The organism is Streptomyces sp. NPDC003300, assembly GCF_040610915.1.
In the GTDB taxonomy this organism is placed as follows: Bacteria; Actinomycetota; Actinomycetes; order Streptomycetales; family Streptomycetaceae; genus Actinacidiphila.
This window is the reverse complement of record NZ_JBEXNE010000020.1, coordinates 37,829-58,569: the sequence shown is the minus strand read 5'-3', so window position 1 is coordinate 58,569 and position 20,741 is coordinate 37,829. Positions and strand designations below refer to the sequence as shown.

General features: G+C 71.8%; 19 protein-coding genes. 7 read left to right on the top strand and 12 right to left on the bottom strand.

What is annotated here, in order from left to right; translation table 11 throughout:
• Positions 1-12: 12 nt before the first annotated feature.
• The 6 genes from ABZX65_RS25980 to ABZX65_RS25955 all read right to left on the bottom strand — a co-directional run bounded on the left by ABZX65_RS25980 (position 13) and on the right by ABZX65_RS25955 (position 6,950).
• A complete protein-coding gene (locus ABZX65_RS25980) occupies positions 13-957 on the bottom strand; it encodes a 2-deoxy-5-keto-D-gluconate 6-phosphate aldolase domain-containing protein (RefSeq protein WP_355344590.1) in 945 nt (314 codons plus the stop codon).
• Positions 958-1,007: 50 nt separating this feature from the next.
• The gene (locus ABZX65_RS25975; protein ID WP_355344587.1) at positions 1,008-2,093 is read right to left on the bottom strand and encodes an ABC transporter permease; all 1,086 of its coding nucleotides are present in this window, start codon (positions 2,091-2,093) and stop codon (positions 1,008-1,010) included.
• Positions 2,090-3,664: a sugar ABC transporter ATP-binding protein gene (locus ABZX65_RS25970; RefSeq protein ID WP_355344584.1), complete on the bottom strand. Its 1,575-nt coding sequence runs from the start codon at positions 3,662-3,664 to the stop codon at positions 2,090-2,092. The genes ABZX65_RS25975 and ABZX65_RS25970 overlap by 4 nt, the downstream gene beginning before the upstream one ends.
• Positions 3,661-4,845 (bottom strand): substrate-binding domain-containing protein, encoded by a 1,185-nt coding sequence (locus ABZX65_RS25965; RefSeq protein ID WP_355344581.1) that lies wholly within the window; start codon positions 4,843-4,845, stop codon positions 3,661-3,663. Before ABZX65_RS25965 ends, ABZX65_RS25970 begins: the two co-directional genes overlap by 4 nt.
• Positions 4,846-4,904: 59 nt before the next feature.
• Positions 4,905-5,699: a DeoR/GlpR family DNA-binding transcription regulator gene (locus tag ABZX65_RS25960; protein ID WP_355344578.1), complete on the bottom strand. Its 795-nt coding sequence runs from the start codon at positions 5,697-5,699 to the stop codon at positions 4,905-4,907.
• Positions 5,700-6,059: 360 nt separating this feature from the next.
• The gene (locus ABZX65_RS25955; protein ID WP_355344846.1) at positions 6,060-6,950 is read right to left on the bottom strand and encodes a helix-turn-helix transcriptional regulator; all 891 of its coding nucleotides are present in this window, start codon (positions 6,948-6,950) and stop codon (positions 6,060-6,062) included.
• 293 nt (positions 6,951-7,243) lie between these two features.
• On the opposite strand from ABZX65_RS25955, the gene ABZX65_RS25950 reads away from it, so the two are divergent.
• The 3 genes from ABZX65_RS25950 (at position 7,244) to ABZX65_RS25940 (ending at position 10,624) form a co-directional block, all read left to right on the top strand.
• Complete coding sequence (locus ABZX65_RS25950; RefSeq protein WP_355344575.1) at positions 7,244-8,722, top strand: MFS transporter; 1,479 nt, start codon at positions 7,244-7,246, stop codon at positions 8,720-8,722.
• 209 nt (positions 8,723-8,931) lie between these two features.
• Positions 8,932-9,933: an aldo/keto reductase gene (locus tag ABZX65_RS25945; RefSeq protein WP_355344572.1), complete on the top strand. Its 1,002-nt coding sequence runs from the start codon at positions 8,932-8,934 to the stop codon at positions 9,931-9,933.
• A gap of 106 nt (positions 9,934-10,039) precedes the next feature.
• The gene (locus tag ABZX65_RS25940) at positions 10,040-10,624 is read left to right on the top strand and encodes a TetR family transcriptional regulator (protein WP_355344569.1); all 585 of its coding nucleotides are present in this window, start codon (positions 10,040-10,042) and stop codon (positions 10,622-10,624) included.
• Positions 10,625-10,700: 76 nt separating this feature from the next.
• On the opposite strand, the gene ABZX65_RS25935 is transcribed toward ABZX65_RS25940, so the two are convergent.
• Positions 10,701-12,083 (bottom strand): glycine--tRNA ligase, encoded by a 1,383-nt coding sequence (locus ABZX65_RS25935; RefSeq protein ID WP_355344566.1) that lies wholly within the window; start codon positions 12,081-12,083, stop codon positions 10,701-10,703.
• A gap of 172 nt (positions 12,084-12,255) precedes the next feature.
• On the opposite strand from ABZX65_RS25935, the gene ABZX65_RS25930 reads away from it, so the two are divergent.
• The 4 genes from ABZX65_RS25930 (at position 12,256) to ABZX65_RS25915 (ending at position 15,447) form a co-directional block, all read left to right on the top strand.
• Positions 12,256-13,245 carry a metal ABC transporter substrate-binding protein gene (locus ABZX65_RS25930; RefSeq protein ID WP_355344563.1) on the top strand — a complete coding sequence of 330 codons (990 nt, stop codon included), beginning with the start codon at positions 12,256-12,258 and terminating at the stop codon, positions 13,243-13,245.
• A gap of 14 nt (positions 13,246-13,259) precedes the next feature.
• A complete protein-coding gene (locus ABZX65_RS25925) occupies positions 13,260-14,069 on the top strand; it encodes an ATP-binding cassette domain-containing protein (protein WP_355344560.1) in 810 nt (269 codons plus the stop codon).
• Positions 14,069-14,968 (top strand): metal ABC transporter permease, encoded by a 900-nt coding sequence (locus tag ABZX65_RS25920; RefSeq protein ID WP_355344557.1) that lies wholly within the window; start codon positions 14,069-14,071, stop codon positions 14,966-14,968. The genes ABZX65_RS25925 and ABZX65_RS25920 overlap by 1 nt, the downstream gene beginning before the upstream one ends.
• Before the next feature lie 65 nt (positions 14,969-15,033).
• Positions 15,034-15,447, top strand: coding sequence for a Fur family transcriptional regulator (locus tag ABZX65_RS25915; RefSeq protein ID WP_355344554.1), 414 nt, complete (start codon positions 15,034-15,036; stop codon positions 15,445-15,447).
• 547 nt (positions 15,448-15,994) lie between these two features.
• Here the strand turns inward: ABZX65_RS25915 and ABZX65_RS25910 are convergent.
• The 5 genes from ABZX65_RS25910 to ABZX65_RS25890 all read right to left on the bottom strand — a co-directional run bounded on the left by ABZX65_RS25910 (position 15,995) and on the right by ABZX65_RS25890 (position 20,648).
• Positions 15,995-16,825 carry an isoprenyl transferase gene (locus ABZX65_RS25910; protein ID WP_188280782.1) on the bottom strand — a complete coding sequence of 277 codons (831 nt, stop codon included), beginning with the start codon at positions 16,823-16,825 and terminating at the stop codon, positions 15,995-15,997.
• A gap of 29 nt (positions 16,826-16,854) precedes the next feature.
• The gene (gene recO, locus ABZX65_RS25905; RefSeq protein WP_355344550.1) at positions 16,855-17,604 is read right to left on the bottom strand and encodes a DNA repair protein RecO; all 750 of its coding nucleotides are present in this window, start codon (positions 17,602-17,604) and stop codon (positions 16,855-16,857) included.
• A 70-nt stretch (positions 17,605-17,674) separates the two neighbouring features.
• Positions 17,675-18,367 (bottom strand): response regulator transcription factor, encoded by a 693-nt coding sequence (locus ABZX65_RS25900; RefSeq protein ID WP_355344548.1) that lies wholly within the window; start codon positions 18,365-18,367, stop codon positions 17,675-17,677.
• Entirely contained in the window at positions 18,364-19,599 is a 1,236-nt protein-coding gene (locus tag ABZX65_RS25895) for a histidine kinase (RefSeq protein WP_355344546.1), read from the bottom strand. Before ABZX65_RS25895 ends, ABZX65_RS25900 begins: the two co-directional genes overlap by 4 nt.
• Positions 19,600-19,931: 332 nt before the next feature.
• Positions 19,932-20,648 carry a TerB family tellurite resistance protein gene (locus ABZX65_RS25890; RefSeq protein WP_355344543.1) on the bottom strand — a complete coding sequence of 239 codons (717 nt, stop codon included), beginning with the start codon at positions 20,646-20,648 and terminating at the stop codon, positions 19,932-19,934.
• Positions 20,649-20,741: the final 93 nt, after the last annotated feature.

The following is a 20,741-nucleotide window of genomic DNA, read 5'->3' as shown; positions in this document are numbered from 1 at the left end:
GGCACGGTCCGGTCAGCGCGCCGCGCTCGGCACGTCCTCTCCGAGGGAGTACGCGGTGACCAGCCGTCGCAGCCGGCCGGCGATCGAGGCGACCACCTGCTCCTCGTCGAGGTCCCCGCGGAGATAGCCGTCGAAGGCGTCGATCCACAGGCTGCGGCCGATGGCGAAGCCGATGTAGCCGTCCACCCCGCGGATCTGCCGCACCCACTCCGCCACCGCGTCCATGTCCGCGCCGCCGCCGAGCAGCACCAGGGAGGTCGGGTACGGCGCCCCGGCCCGGCAGTGGCCGGCGACCACCGCGTAGTCGGCCTCGGCGGCCAGCGGTTCCAGCTTCCACACGTGCGGCCACACGCCCGCGTCCTGGTACTCCGAGACCGTCCGCAGCAGCAGTTCCGTGTGGTGCGCGCGCTGCCAGCACTCCTTGTCGCCGCCTTCCGCGGCGAGCTGCGCGTCGGTCGGCGGGACCAGCATCTCCAGCATGAAGGGCCGCCGGTTGGCCAGGCACCAGTCGAGCACCTGGCGGGCGCGGGCGGTCTGCCGGGCCCTGCGCCCGGCGGGCAGTTCGGGGTTGTGCACGATGAGCGCCTTGACCATGTCCGGGCCGAGCGCGTCCAGGCGGGCGGCGAAGTCGTCGCCGCCGGTGAGGACGAACTCGCCGGTGTTGATGTCGAAGACCGAGGACCGGCTCTCCTCGACGGGCAGCACCAAACAGCAACCGGCCTCCCGTACGCGGGGGATGGTCCGTTCGCCGTACTCCTCGTCTATCAGCACCCCGAGGTTGGCCGGGTCGGTGCCGCCTTCGGCGATCGTGCGGACCAGCGCGTCGAAGGCCAGGTCCTTCACCCGGCCGAACGCCTCCCGGCGTTCGGCGGCCGGCACCGCGTCACCGAACAGCCCGCGCATCACCGCCCGGTGGTCCATGGCCAGGACCAGGAGCGGATGGGGGACGTCAGTCATCGTGTGTCCTTTCGAGAGGGGGTGGGGCAGCGGCCGACCGGACGGGCGGGTCATGCCGGACCCCGGCGTTCACCGGTCCTGCGGCGGGCGACGAAGCGCGCGGCGAGGACGGCGACCAGCAGGGCGAGGCCGTTGAAGAGCGGCTGCACCCAGAACGGGACGCCGAGCAGGCTCAAGCCGTTGAAACCGACGGCGAGCAGCAGGATCGCGACGATCACACCGGGCACGTTGTAGAAGCCCGGACGGTAGGTGGTGACGCCCAGGAACGCGGCGGCGTAGGCGGGCAGCAGCAGGTCGGGGCCGAGACTGGGGGTCACGGAACCGGCCTGGCCGAGCTGGAGCACGGCGGCCAGCGAGACCAGCCCGCCGGCGCAGCCGAAGGCGAGGATCTTGTACCGGCCGGTGCGCACACCGGCCAGGAACGCCACGCGCTCGGAGCCGCCGATCGCGTACAGCCGGGCGCCGACCGGGGTGTGCTGGAGCAGGTAGAAGCAGATGACGGCCACGATCGCGACGATCCACACCGCCCAGGCGACCTGCACCGCGTAGCCGCGGCCGAGGGTCTTGGCCAGGCCGGGAACGGTGGTGAGGATGGCGCCGTTGCTGAGCATCAGGGTCATCGCGGAGAGCACGATTCCCATGCCCAGGGTCGCGATGAACGAGTTGATGCCGAACACCACGTTGAGCACACCGTTCCAGGCACCGGCCACCACCCCGCAGCCGGCCATCGCGAGGAACACCGCGGTCACCGGCCAGCCCTGGCCGGTCAGATAGGCTCCGAGCATCGCGCAGAAGCCGAGCAGATAGCCGACCGACAGGTCGAACTCGCCGACGATCAGCGGGAAGAGCACCGCCAGCGTCATCAGCGCGATCACGGACTGGCTGACCAGCAGCGAGGTCCAGTTCTGCCGGGTGGCGAAGTTGGGGGTGGCCATGCTGAACACCACGATCAGCACCACCAGCAGCACGATCTGGGCGTAGCGCTGGATGAGGGCTTCGCCGATCGTACGCAGGAGGCCGGCGCCGTGGGACCGCCCGGCAATCGGCTGCCGGTCGACGGCCGGTTGCCGGTCGGCGGTCACGGCGCCCCCGGTCAGCGCGTCGGGCTTCGCTGTGTCGAGATCTTCTCTGCTCATCTCGGACCGTCCTCCTGTGGACTCGCCACGATCCTGGCCAGCTTGACGGGGTTGTCGGGGACGGGGATCTCCTGCGCCCCGGCGCCGGGGCGCAGCACCACCATCCGGTCGCAGTACGCGGTGAGCTGCTCGAACTCCGAGGAGAACAGGACCGCGCCCATGCCCTGGTCCACGCGTTTCCTGACCGCTTCGAACATCAGGAGCCGCGCGCCCGGGTCGACGCCGTTGGTCGGTTCGTCGAGCACCAGGACCTTCGGGTCGGTCGACAGCCACTTGCCGAGCAGCACCTTCTGCTGGTTGCCGCCGCTGAGGCTGCCGAGGGAGGCGGAGGGGTCGCGCGGCCGTACGTCGAGTTCGCGGATCACCCGGCCGATCGCCTCGCGCAGCGCCGACCCGCGGTGCCAGAAGCGGCGCAGCGAGGGGAGCGCGATGTTGTCGGCGACGCTCAGGACGGCGACGCCGCCGTGCGAGAGCCGGTCCCTGGGCAGCAGCGCCACGCCCTGCCTGCGGGCGGTGGAAGCGGTCCAGGCGCGGGTGGGTTCGAACCCCCGCAAGCGGACGGTGCCCGAGCGGGGCGGCACGCCGCCCGCGAGGAGATACGGCAGTTCGTCCACGCCGGAGTCGGGCAGGCCGGTGACGCCGACGATCTCGCCCGCGCGGATGTCGAGGTCCAGCGGGTCGAGCCGGTGGCCGGTCAGCCCGCGGACCTCCATCAGAGTCCGGTCCGCGCCGTCCACGGGCGGCGCCCCCTCGCCGTACGCCTCGCGGGAGCCGGGGGCGGCGGGCTCCTTGCGGTGCCCGGCCCCGGCCGCCTGCTCGGCGGCCAGCCGCTGCTCAGGGAGCATGTACTCGATGATCCGGGCCGCGCTGACCTCGGCGGACGGTCCCTCGTACTGCGTACGGCCGGCCGCCAGCACGGTGAGGCGGTCGGCGTACTGGGTGATCTCGCCGATCCGGTGGGTGACCATGAGGACCGCCGTGCCCCGGTCGGCGAGCCTGCGGACCAGGCCGAGGACCTGTTCCGCGTCGTCCTGCCGCAGCGAGGCGGTGACCTCGTCGAGGATGAGGATGCGGCTGCCCTGTCCGGTGGCGACGGCGAGGGACACCATCGCCCGGTCGGCGGGGCCGAGTTCGGCGCAGGTGGTACGGGCGTCGACCGGCACCTCGTGCTCGTCGAGCAGCCGCTGCGCGCGCCGTACCAGCGCCCGGTGGCTGAGCCCGAGGGCGGGGACGCCCTCGAAGCCGCCGAGCAGCGCGACGCAGTCCGCGACCCTGAGCGTGTCGACCAGCGGCGCCTCCTGGTGGACGACGCCGACGCCCGCCGCGCGGGAGTCCATCGGCGACGACCACTCCTGCGGGGCGCCGTCCACCAGCAGGTGGCCGCTGTCCGGGCCGAACACCCCGCTCATGATCTTGATCAGGGTGGACTTGCCCGAGCCGTTCGCCCCGGCCAGCGCGTGCACCGCGCCGGGGACCAGGCCGAGTGAGACGTCCCACAGGGCCTGGGTGGCACCGAAGGTCTTGCACAGCGAGCGCGCCGCCATGACCTCATCGGTTGCCCGGGTGGTCACTTCGTGCCCCAGAGCTTGTGGTACTCGGCGGCGACGTCGAACGGCAGCTTCCACTGGTCGTTGTTGCCGATCATGTTGTCCTTGGTGAGCAGGACCGTGATCGCGCCCTCGTTGGCCGGTTCGACGGCGGGCTGCTTCTGCACCGTGCGGATCATCTGGTCGACGGTCGCGTAGCCGTACAGCGAGGGGATCTCGATGACAGTCGCGCCCTGGATGTCGCCCTCGCGGATGAACTGCCGGTTGATCGGGTCGCCGACCGCGCTGACCAGCTTGACCTTGGCGCCGAGACCGGCCTGCCTGATCGCGTTGACCTCCGCCGCGGCGGCGGCGTCGAAGCCGGTGTAGACGTAGGTGGCGTTCGCGTGCTGCTGGAGGGTCGAGACGGTACGGGTGCCCAGGGCGCCCGAGGCGATCTCGTCGGTGGTGAAGTTGACCGGCTTGAGCACCTTGCACGCCGCGCACTTCTTCATCTCGGCGACGAAGGCGTTGTACGTGACCGTGTTGGACAGGTACTCGCTGGTGATGACCGGCTGGACCACGGCGGTGCCCTTGGAGTCGGCGATCACCCAGTCCGCCTGCATCCGGCCGTTGGCGCCGTAGTCGGGTGCCACGTCGAGGTCGAAGTCGATCTGGCCGGGCTCCAGTTCGGGCTTGGGGTTGGGGGAGCCGGTGCCGTTGTTCATCGAGATCACCGGAATCCCGGCCTTCTTGGCTGCCTCCAGGCCCTGCTGGACGAGCTTGGAGTCGATGGAGACCGTGGCGATCACATCGGCCCGGTTGGAGACGGCGTTGAGGATCATGTTGTTCTGGGTACGGGCGTTGGACTGGCCGTCGTAGATCGTGGGCTTCCAGCCGAGGGTCTTCACGATGCCCTTGACCGCTTCGGCGGGGGTGTTGCAGCCGCCGATGGCGACACCGCACGGGATGATCGCGACCTTGATGTTCTTGGGCACGGTGACCGGCTTGTCGGTCGGTCCCGCGAAGGACTCGGGACCCTTCTGCGCGGCCTGCACCGCGGTGACGAACTGGCTGACGTCCTGGCTCTGCCCGGAGTCGGCCGCGCCGCTGTCACCGCCGGAGCCGTCGTTGGAGGGCGCGCACGCGGTGGCGAGCCCGAGCCCGATGCACGCGGCAGCGATGACCGCTGCCCTCGCCCTTGACGTGAGGACTGTGGAAGGCATACCTCGCTCCTTTGCGGTGGTACACGTCGCCGTGGCGGCGGTGTCTGCGGGATCTCTTGTCATGGGATCGGAACCACTTCGATCGCCAGCCCGGAGGTCTCCAGGGCCCGCAGCAGTTCCGGTGGGGCGTCGGCGTCGGTGATCAGGAGATCGGGCTGGGAGGTGTCGGCGAACCGGGCGAAGTGGTCCTTGCCGATCTTGCTGCTGTCGCAGAGGACGACGGTCCGCTTGGCGGCGCGGATCATCGCCTCCTTGACCGCGGCCTCGGCCGGGTCGGGGGTGGAGAAGCCGTGCCGGGGCGAGACCCCGTAGGTGCCGATGAAGGCGACGTCGACGTGGACGCGCGCGATGGCGCCGAGCGCGGGGGCGTCGACCTCGGCCAGGGTGTTGGCCCGGACGCGGCCGCCGAGGGTGTGGACGCTGAGTCCTTGTTTGCCCGCGAGCGCGATCGCCGCCTGGAGGCTGTTGGTCATGACGACCAGCGAGGGACCGCCGGGAAATATCTCGGCCATCCGGCCGGTGGTGGTCCCGGCGTCGATGATCACCGCGCCCTCGTCGGGCATGTGCTTGACCGCGGCGTGGGCGATCAGGTCCTTCGCCACCGCCATCAGCCGCCTGCGCGACTGGAGGTCGGGGACGAGGTGCTCACGGTCGAGGAGGATCGCTCCGCCGTGCACCCGCTGGACGAGACCGCGGCGCTCCAGCAGCACCAGATCGCGGCGGATCGTCTCCGACGTCACCTCCAGCCGGTCGGCCGCGGCGACGACTTCGAGCCGCCCGTTGGCCTTGAGCTGGTCGAGCAGCGCTCGCCGACGTTCCTCCGCGAAGTGCGCGGATGTGCCGTTAACGCTCATCGCGGGCCCTTCCGTGCCAACCTCACTTTTACTTCGTGTGGAATTCATACCTGTATCCACGCAATGCCACAAGAGGCTGCGCGAGGAAGAGTGTCCGAATGAGACATTCCGTGGCCGATGAGCGACCACATATGACCACAGAGTGATGAGTAGATCACTCAGAGGAGCAGGAAGCGGGCATTCCCTCCCATAGGCTCCCTATGGAAACGCCACACCCGGCATGGGTCTGTGTGGATATTCCAAATCTGCAGACGCGTCCGGCCCCCCGTGCCGAGGAGGCACGGGGGGCCGGAGGGGGTCCGGAAGGGGGGCCGGAAAGCGGGTCAGCCGGCGGCCGGAAGGCCGGGGCTCGCTCGCGGATCAGCCCGCGATCGGCTGCCGCTCCCGCGCGGAGACCAGCGCGTGCAGCCGGTTGAGGCGCTCGCGGGTGAGGTCGTCGGCCGGGGTGTACGTGGTCAGGCGGGGGCCCTGCTGCGGGCCGAGCCACAGGTGGGTGAAGTCGAAGGAGAGCAGGCCGACTTCGGGGTTCAGATAGCGCTTGATGTGGCCGTCGGGCTGGAGCACCTCGTGCCGTTCCCACATCTCGCGGAAGTCGGGCGAGCTCTGCTGGAGCCGCTTGAGCAGCTCGCGCCAGGCGGGCTCCGCCAGGTGCTGGGCCATCGAGACGCGGAATTTGGCGGCCATCAGCCGGATGCTCTCCTCGCGGTCGACCATCCGCTCGCGCCACAGCGGGTCGGTGAACGACAGCCACATGACGTTGCGGTCCTCGACGGGCAGCGCGTCCAGGTCGCTGACCAGCCGGCCGTAGGTGCGGTTGTACGCGATCACGTCGTACCGGCTGTTGACGACCGCGGCGGGCAGCGGCGCGAGCTGGTCGACCATGGCGAGCAGCGCGGGTGACATGCCGGGGCATTCCAGGTGCGGGTGCGGGTCGGCGGTCCCGGCGAGGGTGAACAGGTGCTTGCGCTCGTTGTGGTCGAGCATCAGGGCGCGCGCGATGGCGTCGGCGACCTGCCCGGAGACCTGGATCTCCCGCGCCTGCTCCAGCCACGTGTACCAGGTGACCCCGACGGCGGCGAGCTGTGCGACCTCCTCGCGGCGCAGTCCGGGCGTCCGGCGCCGACGGCCGGGCGGCAGCCCGACCTGGTCCGGCGAGATCCGCTCCCGGCGGCTGCGCAGAAAGGACGCCAGCTCCTGGCGGCGGCTCTCCGCGGCGGCGGCCTCGGGCACATCGGCCCCGGAGACGTCCAGCGAGACGTTCCCCTGACCCGACGGGGCGGCGGCCGAGTCCGGCGACACGGTCCCCGTCCCCGCGGGAACGGGGACCGAATCCGGGGAAACGGCGCCCGAATCCGGGGCGACAGTGCCCGCGCTCGGGGTCACGCTGCTCGGCGGGAAAGCGCTGGCGTCTGCGGTCATATTCCCAGAGTGCCCGATCCGGCAGCCGGTTGCCAGGTGGTGCGTATACCTGGATAAACGCTCTCTGGTACCACCCTGAGAACGGGTCCAGTGTGGACCATGTGACCGACCGAATGGAACCCACCATGACCTCCCGGGCTCAGGTGCTCCCCCGCGTGACCCGCATCGGGGCGCCCGCCCGGAACTCTTCCGTCCCCACCCGCTCGCACTCCCCCGCCCCGGCCCCCGGCCTGAGCTCCCTCGGCCTGCTGACCGTGCTGCTCGGCGCGGCGCTGCCGATGGTGGACTTCTTCATCGTCAACGTGGCCCTGCCCACCATCGACCGCGACCTGCACGCCGGACCCGCGGTCCTGGAGATGGTCGTCGCGGGCTACGGCGTCGCCTACGCGGTGCTGCTCGTGCTCGGCGGGCGGCTCGGCGACATGTTCGGCCGCCGCAATCTCTTCCTGTGGGGCCTCGGCCTATTCGCCGTGACCTCGCTGGCCTGCGGTGTCGCCCCCTCCGCCTGGACCCTGGTGGCGGCCCGCGTCGCCCAGGGCGCCGCCTCCGCGCTGCTGCTGCCGCAGGCGCTGGCCACCATCCAGTCCGCGACCTCGGGCGGCGCCCGCGGCAAGGCGCTGAGCTACTACGGCGCGACCGCGGGCATCGCCAGCGTCGTCGGCCAGGTGCTCGGCGGCGTGCTGGTCTCCGCGGACATCGCGGGCAGCGGTTGGCGGGCGATCTTCCTGGTGAACGTGCCGGTGGCGGCCGTCGCGCTGGCGCTGGCGCTGAAGTCGGTGCCGGAGACGCGGTCCGCGCACCCGGCCCGTATCGACAAGCCCGGCACCGCACTGCTCGCGGTCACGCTGATCACCCTGCTGCTGCCGCTCACCGAGGGCCGGGCGGCCGGCTGGCCGCTGTGGTCGTGGGTGCTGCTCACGGTCTTCCCGCTCGCTGCGGCGGCCTTCGTGGCGGTCGAGCGGCGCGGTGAGCGCGACGGCGGCAATCCGCTGATCCCGCCGTCGCTGCTGCGCGTCCACAGCGTGCGCAGCGGTCTGCTGCTCATCGTGCCCTTCTGCCTCGGCTTCGGCGGCTTCATGTTCGTCGTGGCGGTGGCCATGCAGGACGGGCTGCGCTTCGGGGCGCTGGAGGCGGGGGCCGCGCTGGCCCCGCTGTGCGCCGCCTTCTTCGCCGCCTCGCTGCTCGGTCCGCGGATGGTGGCCCGCTTCGGCCGCCGTGTGGTGACCGCGGGCTCGCTGGTCCAGGGCGTCGGCCTGGTGGCGCTGGCCGCGACCTTCCACTACGGCGGCACGGGTCTGAGCATCGCGGAGCTGGCGCCGAGCATGGCCGTGATCGGCTTCGGCCAGGGCTTCGTCCTGCCGGTGGTGCTCCGGATCGTGCTCAGCGAGGTGCCGGCCGCGCAGGCCGGGGTCGGCAGCGGCGCGATGGCGACCACCCAGCAGTCCAGCCTCGCGCTGGGCGTGGCCACTCTCGGCACGCTGTTCCTGACCCTGTCCGGTTCGATCGGCGTACGGGACGCCCTGGTCTGGGTGCTGGTCGCGCAGCTCGCGGCGGTGGTCGCGACGGTCGCGCTGAGCACCCGGCTGCCGCGCAGGATCGTCTAGCGACGGGCACCTCGGCCCGAAGTCCCCGCCCCGAACCGGCCCCGGTCCGCGCCCCCGAGAGGACCGGCCCACCGCCCCGGGCCGAGGACGGCCCCCGGGGGCACGGCCGCACGACATGTGGACTGACAGATGTTGATATCTGTCAGTCCACATGTGACGGTGGGAACGCACACCCGTCCCGCCGACGACCCCGAAGGGGACCCCCACCGATGCGCACCCGCACCCTCGGCACCACAGGACCCGTCGTCTCCGCCCTCGGCCTCGGCTGCATGGGCATGTCCGGCGCGTACGGCGCCTCCGACGACGCCGAGTCCGTCGCCACCATCCACGCCGCGCTGGACGCGGGCGTGACCCTGCTCGACACCGGCGACTTCTACGGCATGGGCCTGAACGAACTGCTGATCCGCGACGCCCTGCGGGCCCGCCCCGGCAGCCGCGGCCAGGCCGTCATCAGCGTCAAATTCGGCGCGCTGCGCGATGTCGAGGGCGGCTTCGGCGGCTACGACGGCCGCCCGGTCGCGATCCGCAACTTCCTCGCGTACTCCCTGAACCGGCTCGGCACCGACCACATCGACATCTACCGGATCGCCCGCGTCGACCCGGACGTGCCGATCGAGGAGACCGTCGGCGCGATCGCCGAGCTGGTCCAGGCCGGGCACGTCCGGCACATCGGGCTGTCCGAGGTCGGCGCGGAGACGCTGCGCAGGGCCGCCTCCGTCGCCCCGATCGCCGATCTCCAGATCGAGTACAGCCTCTTCTCGCGCGGCATCGAGGACCGGATTCTGCCCACCGCCCGCGACCTCGGCATCGGCGTGACGGCGTACGGCGTGCTCTCGCGCGGGCTGCTCAGCGGCCACTGGACCCGGGGCAGCGGCACGGAGGCGGGCGACTTCCGCAGCTACAACCCGCGCTTTTCCGGGGAGAATCTGGAGCGCAACCTCGGCCTGGTCGAGGCGCTGCGCGAGGTCGCGGACGGCAAGGGCGTCACGGTCGCGCAGGCCGCCATCGCCTGGGTGCTGTCCCGCGGCGACGACATCGTGCCGCTGATCGGCGCCCGCCGCAGGGACCGGCTCACCGAGGCGCTCTCCGCGCTCGACCTGACGCTGGACGCCGCGGACATCGCCGACATCGAGCGGGCCGTCCCGGCCGCGGAGGTCGCGGGCACCCGCTACGACCCCCGGCAGATGACCCATCTGGACAGCGAGCGCTGAGCCGGCGGCGCCCTGCCGCACACTGGACGGCGACGGCTGCGGCGATCTCGGCGGCCGTCGCCGTCGCAGAAGCCGTGTCCCGACCCGCCGAAAGGCCGCCTCTCCCATGCCGCCGGAGCCCCTGACCCGTGACCGCGTCCTCGAAGCCACCGAGGACGTGCTGCGCCGCTACGGCCCCGCGAAGGCCACGGTGGTCGATGTGGCGCGGGCGCTCGGGGTCAGCCACGGCAGCGTCTACCGGCACTTCCGCAGCAAGGCGGAACTGCGCGAGGCGGTCACCCAGAAGTGGCTGGCCGAGGCGCACGCGGCGCTCGCGGACATCGCCGCGGAGGACGGGCCGGCGCCCGAGCGGCTGCCGCGCTGGCTCGCCGAACTCTTCGCGGCCAAGCGGCGCAAGGCCGGGCTCGACCCGGAACTCTTCGCCACCTTCCAGGCGTTGGCGCGCGACAACAGCGGCGCCGTCAGCCGCCACGTGCAGGAGACGATCGACCAGCTCGCCGGGATCGTCGCGGACGGCGTCAGGCGCGGTGAGTTCGCCCCCTGCGACCGGGCGGCCACCGCCCGCGCCGTCTGGGACGCCACCTGCCGCTTCCACGACCCGGCGCACGCGGCCGAGTGGACCCTGCCGGGCGTCGACGCCGAGTTCACGGCGGTGTGCGAGCTGGTGCTGCGCGGCCTGCGCGCGGACTGACGCACGGGACGACGAGGGCGGGGCCGCGCGATCCGGTCCGTCCGGCTCGCGCGGCCCCGCCCGTGTGCAACCGGCGTCAGCAGCCCAGCAGTCGGCTGCCCAGGTAGGTCTCCACCTGGTCGAGCGACACGCGCTCCTGCTTCATCGTGTCGCGCTCGCGGACCGTCACCGCGTTGTCCTCGAGCGTGTCGAAGTCGACGGTCACGCAGAACGGCGTGCCGATCTCGTCCTGGCGGCGGTAGCGGCGGCCGATGGCGCCCGCGTCGTCGAACTCGATGTTCCAGTTGGCGCGCAGCGCGGTGGCCAGGCCCTTGGCCTTCGGGGACAGCTCGGGGTTGCGGGAGAGCGGCAGGACGGCGACCTTGACCGGCGCGAGGCGCGGGTCGAGCCGCATCACGGTGCGCTTCTCCATGACGCCCTTGGCGTTGGGCGCCTCGTCCTCGTTGTACGCGTCGAGCATGAAGGCCAGCATCGCGCGGTTGACACCGGCCGCGGGCTCGATGACGTACGGGAACCAGCGCTCGCCCGCCTCCTGGTCGAAGTAGGAGAGGTCCTGGCCGGACGCCTTGGAGTGCGAGGAGAGGTCGTAGTCGGTGCGGTTGGCGACGCCCTCCAGCTCACTGAACTCCTGGCCGCCGAAGTTGAAGCGGTACTCGATGTCGGCGGTGCGCTTGGAGTAGTGGGAGAGCTTCTCCTTGGGGTGGTCGAACCACCGGATGTTCTCCTCCCGGATGCCCAGGCCCGTGTACCAGTTCCAGCGCTCCTGCATCCAGTACTCGTGCCACTTCTCGTCCTCGCCGGGCTTGACGAAGAACTCCATCTCCATCTGCTCGAACTCGCGGGTGCGGAAGATGAAGTTGCCCGGCGTGATCTCGTTGCGGAACGACTTGCCCATCTGGGCGATGCCGAACGGCGGCTTCTTGCGCGAAGTGGTCTGCACCTGGGCGAAGTTGGTGAAGATGCCCTGCGCGGTCTCGGGCCGCAGGTACGCCACCGAGCCCGCGTCCTGGGTCGGGCCGAGGTGGGTCTGGAGCATGCCGGAGAACTGCTTGGGCTCGGTGAAGGCGCCCTTGGTGCCGCAGTGCGGGCAGTTGATGTCGGCGAGGCCGTTGGCCGGGGGCTTGCCGTGCTTGGCCTCGTACGCCTCCTCCAGGTGGTCCGCGCGGTAGCGCTTGTGACAGGAGGTGCACTCGGTGAGCGGGTCGGAGAACGTGGCGACGTGGCCGGAGGCCACCCAGACCTCGGGGGCGAGGATCACCGACGAGTCGATTCCCACCACGTCCTCACGGGAGGTCACCATGGCGCGCCACCACTGGCGCTTGATGTTCTCCTTCAGCTCGACGCCCAGCGGCCCGTAGTCCCAGGCGGCCTTGGAGCCGCCGTAGATCTCACTGCTCGGGAAAACGAAGCCACGGCGCTTGCTCAGGCTGACGATGGTGTCGATCTTGTCGGCGGCCACGGTGCTCTCTTCAGTACGACGAAGCGGTCAGTTGCCTCAGATTACCGGCGGGTGCGGTCCCCTTATCAAATCCGTTCCGGAACCCGGCTCCAGGAACCCGGCCGGGAGCGGATCGCGGACCCCGCCCTACGGATATTGACAATCGTTTCCACATCAGATGAAAATGACAGTCATGAACATCCATCGCCGCCCGATATCCGCCGTCTCCGTCGCCGCCGCGGCCGTGCTCGGCCTGCTGGCACTGTCGGCCTGCTCCGGTGCCGACGCCTCCGAGAACACCTCGGGTGACTCCAAGAGCGGCGGAAAGCTCAAGGTCACGGCCGCTTTCTACCCGCTGGAGTACCTGGCGGCGCAGATCGGCGCCGACCATGTCGCGGTGACCGACCTCACCAAGCCGGGCGTGGAGCCGCACGACCTGGAGCTGACGCCGAAGGAGACCGGCAGGCTCGGCCAGTCCGATGTGATCGTCTACCTCAAGGGCCTCCAGCCCGCCGTGGACGACGCCGTGAAGCTCTCCGGCGTCAAGCACAAGGTCGACGCCGCGTCGCTGACCCCGCTGGAGTCCCACGGCACCGAGGTGGACGGCACGCACCACACGACCGGCGACAACGGCACCGGCGGCGGCAGCGAGGAAGGCGCGGGCGCCGACCCGCACATCTGGCTGGACCCGGTGAAGTACGCCGAGGTCGCCAAGGGCGTCGGCAAGGCGCTGGAGCAGGCCGACCCGGCGAACGCGGCGGCGTACGGCAAGAACACCGACGCGCTGGTCGCCCGGCTCACCGCCCTGGACACCGCATTCCGCGACGGCCTGAAGAACCGCGCCTCCGACACCTTCGTCACCACGCACGCCGCCTTCGGCTACCTCGCCGAGCGGTACGGGCTGGTCGAGGAGGCCATCAACGGCATCGACCCGGAGAGCGAGCCCAGCGCGGCGCGGGTCAAGGCGCTGCACGACCTGGTGAAGAGCAAGCACGTGTCGACCGTCTTCTTCGAGACGCTGGTCAGCGACGCCACCGCGAAGACCCTCGCGGGCGACCTGAGGCTGCGCACCGACGTCCTCGACCCGATCGAGGGCATCACCGACAAGTCCAAGGGCACCGACTACTTCCAGGTGCAGCGGAGCAATCTGACGGCCCTGCGCGCGGCGCTCGGCGCGAAGTGACGGAGGTCACCGCCATGGACCAGCAAGCCGTCGAAGCGGCCGGGGACGCCGGCGCGGTCACGGACCCGGTCATCGCGCTCAGCGGCGCCACCGCCACCCTCGGCGCTCGCCCCGTGCTGCGCGGCATCGACCTGACCGTCGGGCGCGGCGAGGTCGTGGCGCTCCTCGGCGCCAACGGCTCGGGCAAGTCCACGGCGGTGCGCGCGGTCATCGGCCAGGTGCCGCTGACCGGCGGCTCGCTGGAGCTGTTCGGTACGCCGCTGCGCCGCTTCCGGCAGTGGGCGCGGATCGGGTACGTGCCGCAGCGCACCACGGCGGCAGGCGGCGTGCCCGCGACCGTACGCGAGGTGGTCTCGGCCGGGCGGCTGGCCCGTACCCGGCTGCGGCCGATGCGCCGCGCCGACCGGGCGGCCGTGGACCGGGCCATCGCCGTCGTCGACCTCACCGACCGCGCGGGCGACTCCGTGGACGCGCTCTCCGGCGGCCAGCACCAGCGGGTGCTGATCGCCCGCGCGCTGGCCGGGGAGCCGGACCTGCTCATCATGGACGAGCCGATGGCGGGCGTGGACCTCGACAGCCAGCGCATCCTCGCGGCGACCCTGCGCGCCCAGGTCGCGGCGGGCACCACCGTCCTGCTGGTCCTGCACGAACTGGGGCCGCTGGAACCGCTGATCGACCGCGCGGTCGTGCTGCGCGACGGCTGCGTGACGTACGAGGGCGCGCCGCCGCGGGCACTGGGACAGCACGCCCTGCCGGGCCACGACCACGTACACCCGCACGCGGACACCTCGGCCGCGCCGGTCAGGACGGGACTGCTGAGCTGATGGAATTCCTCGACTACGCCTTCATGCAACGGGCCCTGATCGCCGCCGCGCTGGTCGGCCTCACCGCGCCGGCCATCGGGATCTACCTCGTGCAGCGACGGCAGGCCCTGATGGGCGACGGTATCGGCCATGTCGCGCTGACCGGCGTCGGCCTCGGCTTCCTCCTCCAGTCCAACCCGGTCTGGATGGCCACCGCCGTCTCGGTGGCGGGCGCCGTCGCGATGGAGCTGATCCGCTGGTACGGCAAGACGCGCGGCGACATCGCGCTGGCCATGCTCTTCTACGGCGGCATGGCGGGCGGTGTGATGCTGACCAGCCTCGCGCCGAACGGCTCCAACGCCAACCTGGAGACGTACCTGTTCGGTTCGATCACCACCGTCTCGCCGTCCGACATCACCACGATGTGCCTGCTGGCGGGCTTCGTCATGCTGGTGACCGTGGGCCTGCGGCGGCAGCTCTTCGCGGTGTCGCAGGACGAGGAGTTCGCGCGGGTCACCGGGCTGCCGGTGCGGCTGCTGAATCTGCTGGTCGCGGTCACGGCCGCGCTCACCGTCACGGTCGCGATGCGCGTGGTCGGGCTGCTGCTGGTCAGCGCGCTGATGGTGATCCCCGTCGCGGCGGCGCAGCAGGTCACCCGCAGCTTCCTGGTCACCTTCGTCAGCGCGGTGGCCATCGGCGTCACCGTGACACTGTCCGGCACCGTCACCTCGTACTACGTGGACGTGCCGTCCGGTGCGACGATCGTCCTGATCACCATCGGGCTCTTCATCGTGCTCACCGCGCTCGCCACTCCGCTGGCCAGGAAACGCGCCAGGCGGGCCGCGGCGGAGCGGGAACGGTGCACCCTGGAGGTGGAGGTGCCCGCCGCCCGCGGCGCCGCCGACGAGGTACCCGCCTGAACGGAACGGCCTGGCACAATGGGCCGTCCGGACAGGTGCACGAAGCGACCCAGAAGGAGGCACCGGTGACCACCCATCCCGTACGTGGCCGCTCCACCCGGCAACGGGCCGCCGTGTCGGCCGCTCTCTCGGAGGTCGACGAATTCCGCAGCGCGCAGGATCTGCACGACATCCTGAAGCACCGCGGCGACTCCGTCGGGCTCACCACGGTCTACCGGACCCTTCAGTCGCTGGCCGACGCGGGCGAGATCGATGTCCTCCGGACCGGTGAGGGCGAGTCCGTCTACCGCCGCTGCTCCGGCGGCGGCCACCACCACCACCTCGTCTGCCGCGTCTGCGGCAAGGCCGTCGAGGTCGAGGGGCCCGCCGTCGAGAAGTGGGCCGACGCGGTCGCCGCCGAGCACGGCTTCGCCGATGTCGCCCACACCATGGAGATCTTCGGCACCTGCTCCGACTGCGTCGAGCACCCCCAGCCCTAGCCCACCCCCAAGGGCGTCCCCCGCCCTTCCCCGACCCCGCCCGGACGGCTCTTCCACCGGGGCGGTAGGCCGGTCTTTCCCGGGCGCGACCCCCGGACGGCTCTTCCACCGGGGCGCCGGCCACGTGTCTTTGGGGGCGCGGGGAACTGCGCGCTCAGCCACCACCGGGCTTTCAGCCCGAAAACACACAGCAACTGCCCCGCTGGGGCCGGTTTTCAACGGCGCGCCACCGCCGTGGCTGGTCGCGCAGTTCCCCGCGCCCCCAAAAAAGCAGGCCCTGCGCAAGGGCACCCGGCGGCCGGGAAGGCCGGACCGCCGTCCGGGGCGGAGGAACCGTCCGGGGGCGGCCCCGGGAAGGATCGGGTCACCCCGCCCGGGAGGGGCTAGGGCCTGTCCGGCGGATCATGGGCGGTCCAGGCGGCGCCTGGCGCGTGCGAGCGCAAGGCGCCGGGATAGCCTCATAGCGGAGCTATTCGGGTATTCCGGCAACGCGGCGGGCGTGCGTGCCAGGGGTCGAAGGGGCCGTTCGTGATCCGCCGGACAGGCCCTAGGCGCGTTGGTCGCCGGCGAGCTGGGCCTCGTTGGGGATGGCCCCGCCGAAGCGACGGTCGCGCGAGGCGTATTCGACGCAGGCCCGCCACAGATCGCGCCGGTCGAAATCGGGCCACAGCACGTCCTGGAAGACCATCTCGGCGTAACTGCTCTGCCAGAGCAGATAGTTGGAGGTGCGCTGCTCACCACTGGGACGCAGGAAGAGATCCACGTCGGGCATGTCGGCGTAGTAGAGATACTTGGCGAAGGTCTTCTCGTTGACCTTGGACGGGTCGAGCCGCCCGTCGGCGACATCACGGGCGATGGCCTGCGCCGCATCGGCGATCTCGGCGCGCCCCCCGTAGTTGACGCAGAAATACAGCGTCATCGCGTCATTGTCGACGGTCTGCTCCTGGGCGACCTGGAGCTCCTGCACGACGGACTTCCACATCTTGGGCATGCGCCCGACCCACCGGATGCGGATGCCGAGTTCGTCCATCTCGTCGCGGCGCCGCCGGATCACGTCCCGGTTGAAGTTCATCAGGAAGCGCACCTCCTCGGGCGAGCGCTTCCAGTTCTCGGTCGAGAAGGCGTACAGCGAGAGGTTCTTGACGCCGATCTCCAGGCAGCCCTTCAGCACGTCCAGGACGACGCCCTCGCCGACCCGGTGGCCCTCGGTGCGCGGCAGGCCGCGCTCCTTGGCCCAGCGGCCGTTGCCGTCCATGACGACGGCCACGTGCTTGGGCACCAGCTCGCTCTGGAGCTTCGGCGGACGCGCCCCCGACGGGTGCGGGTCGGGTGTCCGGTACGAGCTTCGGGAACGGGCCAGAATCCCGTGACGTGCCATGGTGGTACTTCTCCTCATGCCTTCTCGGCTCAGGTCTTCTCGACGAACCGCAGGGAGCGCAGTCCGCGCTCCAGGTGCCACTGGAGGTAGGCCGCCACCAGCCCGCTGCCCTCACGGCAGTGGCGCGGCTCGCAGGCGTCCGCGGTCTCCCAGTCGCCGCCCAGCAGCGCGCCGAGCAGTTCCAGTGACTCCCGTGAGGGTACGACGCTTCCCGGCACCCGGCAGTCGCCGCAGACGACTCCTCCCGCGCCGACCGAAAAGAACCGGTTGGGACCGGTCATACCGCATTTGGCGCAGTCGTCGAAGCTGGGCGCGTATCCGTTGACGGCCAGCGACCGCAGCAGGAAGGCGTCGAGCACCAGCCGCGGCTCGTGGTCGCCCGCCGCGAGCGTCCGCAGCGCGCCGACCAGCAGCAGATACTGCTGCACGGCGGGCTCGCCCTCGTGGTCGGTGAAGCGCTCCGCGGTCTCCAGCATCGCGGTGCCCGCGGTGTAGCGGTCGTAGTCGGTGACGATCGAGCCGCCGTACGGCGCGATCGTCTCGCCCTGTGTGCACAGCGGCAGACCGCGGCCGACCAGTTCCCCGCCGCGGACGAAGAACTGCACGTCGACGTGGCTGAACGGCTCCAGGCGCGCGCCGAACTTCGACTTCGTCCTGCGCACACCGCGGGCCACCGCCCGTACCCGTCCGTGCCGCCGGGTGAGCAGCGTGATGATCCGGTCCGCCTCACCCAGCTTCTGGGTGCGCAGCACGATGCCGTCGTCGCGGAACAGACTCATGGGCCCATTCTCGCGTACGGCGGGAGCGGTACGGCGACGGACGGCCGACCGGCCGCCGCCGGGCCCCGGCTCAGCGGTCGGCGCCGGGCGCGACCAGGCCGGACTCGTAGGCGGTGATGACGAGTTGGGCGCGGTCGCGGGCGCCGAGCTTGCCCATGATCCGGCTCACGTGCGTCTTGGCGGTGAGCGGGCTCAGGCCCAGCGCCTCACCGGTCTCCGCGTTGTTCAGGCCGCGTGCGACCAGCGTGAGGACTTCGCGCTCGCGCTCGGACAGCCCGCCGAGCCCGGCCGGGGCCGGGGCGCTGACCAGCGGCCGGTCCGGCAGCCGCAGCACCCGGGCGATCAGCCGCGCGGTGGGGCCGGGCGACAGCAGCGAGTCCCCGGCCGCCACGGTACGGATCGCGTCCAGCAGCTCCGCGGGCCTGGTGTCCTTGACCAGGAAGCCGGACGCGCCCGCGCGCAGCGCCGACACCACGTGCTGGTCGTCGTCGTAGGTGGTCAGTACGAGGATGCGTACGCCCGCCAGGTCGTCGTCGGCGGCGATCCGCCGGGTGGCCTCGATGCCGTCGAGCTCCGGCATGCGGATGTCCATCACGATGACGTCGGCGCGGGCGCTGCGGGCCTGCTCGACCGCCTCCAGGCCGTTCGCCGCCTGCCCGACCACCTCCATGTCGCGGGCGGACTCCACCAGCATCGCGAACGCGGCCCGCACCAGCGTCTGGTCGTCGGCGAGCAGCACGCGGATCGGCGGCGGCGAGGTCATCTGTGGTCTCCCTGGTGATCGACGGTGAGCGGCAGCACGGCGCTGACCGCGAAGCCCGTACGGTCCTGGCGCGGCCCCGCGGTGAGGGTGCCGCCGACGCTGCGGGCGCGCTCGCGCATACCGGCGATGCCGAAGCCCTCGGTACGCCCCTCGGCGCGGTTCGCGGGCGCGGGGCCGCCGCAGGAGCCGTCGTCCTCGATCAGCAGGTGCAGGGCCGTCTCCCGGCGGTCCACCCGTACGGTGATCAGCGGGCTCGGGACCCCCGCGTGCCGTACCGCGTTGGTGAGCGACTCCTGGACGATCCGGAAGGCCGCGGCGCCCACCGCGGGCGGCACCGGCGCGACGCCCACGGCGTCGCCCAGGTCCACCCTGGCCCCCGCCGCCTCGGCGGCCTTGGCGAGGGCCGGTATCCCCGCGAGGTCGGGCAGCGGGCCGTCGCCGTCCGCGCGCAGCACCCGCAGCGTGGTCCGCAGCTCGGCGCGGGCCTCCCGGCAGGTGTCGGCGATCGTGTCGAGCGCGGCGGCCACCGCCGTACGGTCGAGCCGGTCGGGGTCGGCGACCAGGATGTGCGCGGCCACCGACGTCTGCACGCCGATCAGGGTGATGCTGTGCGCGAGCAGGTCGTGCAGGTCGCGGGCGATCCGCAGCCGTTCCTCCGCGACCCGGCGGGCCGCCTCCTCCTCGCGGGTGCGCTCGGCGCGCTCGGCCCGCCCGACGATCGCGGCCACGTAGTTGCGGTGCATCCGCACCACCTCGCCCGCCACCGCGACCGCCACGATCCAGCCGGCGCTCTTGAGCATGTCGGTGCCCGCGTGCGGCGCGCTGATCGTCGACATGATGGCCGCCATCAGCGCGATCACCGTCGGCAGCAGCAGGAACGTACGCACGGGCGGCCCCGCGACCGCCAGCGCGTACAGCGCCACCATGCTCGACGGGATCGGCGCCACCTGGATGTTCTCCAGGTAGTGGTACGGCGCCACGAACGCCAGCATCCCGAGCATGCACACCAGCGGCGAACGCCGCCGCCACACCAGCACCAGCGCGCTGCCCACCAGCAGCGCCCAGCCCGCCAGGTCCGGCCGCCCGCTGGCCGGCTCCTCCGGCAGACAGCACGCCAGGAACGCCTCCACGGCGAACACGAGCGCGGCGAACGCCACGTCGGCGGGGGCGACCCGCGGTCCCGGCGCCGCCGGGATGCGCGGGGCGCGCAGAAGGTCCATGGTGAGCGCCACGGACCCATCCTCCCGGACGCGGGGTGCGCCGAGCCAGGTCACGGGGTCGCGGCGGGGCGCAGACGGGCCAGCGGTACGGCCCTGAGCCGCGGTACCGCCCACGGACGTGTGGTGACGTTCATGGGCTCCTCCGAAAGCCGAGGTCTTCTCCTACCGTCAGCTTCCTCCGCCGGGCTCGGCTTCCTCGTCCCGCCCAGGACCGATCCGGGGGCTACTCCCCCAGGAGTACGCCCCCCTTCACGCAGGGCCTGTGCCCTGCCAGGGGCGCTGGGGGGGGCACCTTGAGAACAGGCCCTGCGCGCCAGGGCGCCCACGCGCGGGCGGACCGCAGGTCAGAGGGCCGCGGCGGCTCCGGCGAGGAGGCGGTCGATGTCGGTGAGGGGCAGGGAGAGACAGCGGCCGACGGCTTCGAGGACTTCGCGTTCCGCAGGAAGGTAGGGCCCGTCGGCGAGGGCGATGTGCGCGCCCTGGAGGAGAACCCGCTCGCGCCCGAGCGGGTCGAGGTGGTCGGCCAGGGGCTCGAGCGCCTCGTGGAGCTCGATGGACAGCCAGCTCCCGCACCCGTCGACCTCGTCGGCGAAGGAGTCGGGCCCGAGTGGGGCACCCCCCGAGCCGGAGGCGCCGTACCGGCCCTCGTCGGCGACGATGGCGGCGAGCAGCCCGAGCAACTGGTCCTCGGTGCAGTCGGAGAACCCGGCGGAGCGCACGGCGCCGACGGCGGCCTCGCGGGCCGGGCGGCCGGTGGCGCCGCCCGCGGTGAGGACGGCGAGCGCGATGGTGTGCACGGCGTCCCGCAGCATCGCGGAGAAGCGGGTGGTGGTGGGCCGCAGCAGGACGTCGGAGGCGTACTGCCGGTGGCAGGCGGTGCACTCGATGACGGTGCCCGCGGGGCCCCGGCGCAGGACCGGCACATTGAGCACGGTCAGTCTGCGGGTGCCGGTTCTGCGGTGGTAGGCACGGTCGCCGCCGCAATCAGGGCAGAAGAACTCACCGTCGTCCTCGGTGTGCCACGCCGTTCGCACACCCCAGATACACAGCCTCAGCTTCATCACGCTGCACCCTCCGGCCGTTCGGCAACGCTGCCGCACTGCCGTGATGTTAGCCACAGTCGGCGGTCGCAGTCAGTACCGCGTAAGGGGCAA

Excerpts from the sequence above, each read along its gene's own strand:
- ABZX65_RS25950 (WP_355344575.1), top strand. The coding sequence starts at position 7,244 with ATGACCTCCCGGGCTCAGGTGCTCCCCCGCGTGACCCGCATCGGGGCG.
- ABZX65_RS25980 (WP_355344590.1), bottom strand. The coding sequence starts at position 957 with ATGACTGACGTCCCCCATCCGCTCCTGGTCCTGGCCATGGACCACCGG.
- ABZX65_RS25925 (WP_355344560.1), top strand. The coding sequence starts at position 13,260 with ATGGACCAGCAAGCCGTCGAAGCGGCCGGGGACGCCGGCGCGGTCACG.
- ABZX65_RS25975 (WP_355344587.1), bottom strand. The coding sequence starts at position 2,093 with ATGAGCAGAGAAGATCTCGACACAGCGAAGCCCGACGCGCTGACCGGG.
- recO (WP_355344550.1), bottom strand. The coding sequence starts at position 17,604 with ATGAGTCTGTTCCGCGACGACGGCATCGTGCTGCGCACCCAGAAGCTG.
- ABZX65_RS25930 (WP_355344563.1), top strand. The coding sequence starts at position 12,256 with ATGAACATCCATCGCCGCCCGATATCCGCCGTCTCCGTCGCCGCCGCG.
- ABZX65_RS25945 (WP_355344572.1), top strand. The coding sequence starts at position 8,932 with ATGCGCACCCGCACCCTCGGCACCACAGGACCCGTCGTCTCCGCCCTC.
- ABZX65_RS25940 (WP_355344569.1), top strand. The coding sequence starts at position 10,040 with ATGCCGCCGGAGCCCCTGACCCGTGACCGCGTCCTCGAAGCCACCGAG.
- ABZX65_RS25900 (WP_355344548.1), bottom strand. The coding sequence starts at position 18,367 with ATGACCTCGCCGCCGCCGATCCGCGTGCTGCTCGCCGACGACCAGACG.
- ABZX65_RS25965 (WP_355344581.1), bottom strand. The coding sequence starts at position 4,845 with ATGCCTTCCACAGTCCTCACGTCAAGGGCGAGGGCAGCGGTCATCGCT.
- ABZX65_RS25890 (WP_355344543.1), bottom strand. The coding sequence starts at position 20,648 with ATGAAGCTGAGGCTGTGTATCTGGGGTGTGCGAACGGCGTGGCACACC.
- ABZX65_RS25920 (WP_355344557.1), top strand. The coding sequence starts at position 14,069 with ATGGAATTCCTCGACTACGCCTTCATGCAACGGGCCCTGATCGCCGCC.
- ABZX65_RS25910 (WP_188280782.1), bottom strand. The coding sequence starts at position 16,825 with ATGGCACGTCACGGGATTCTGGCCCGTTCCCGAAGCTCGTACCGGACA.
- ABZX65_RS25960 (WP_355344578.1), bottom strand. The coding sequence starts at position 5,699 with ATGAGCGTTAACGGCACATCCGCGCACTTCGCGGAGGAACGTCGGCGA.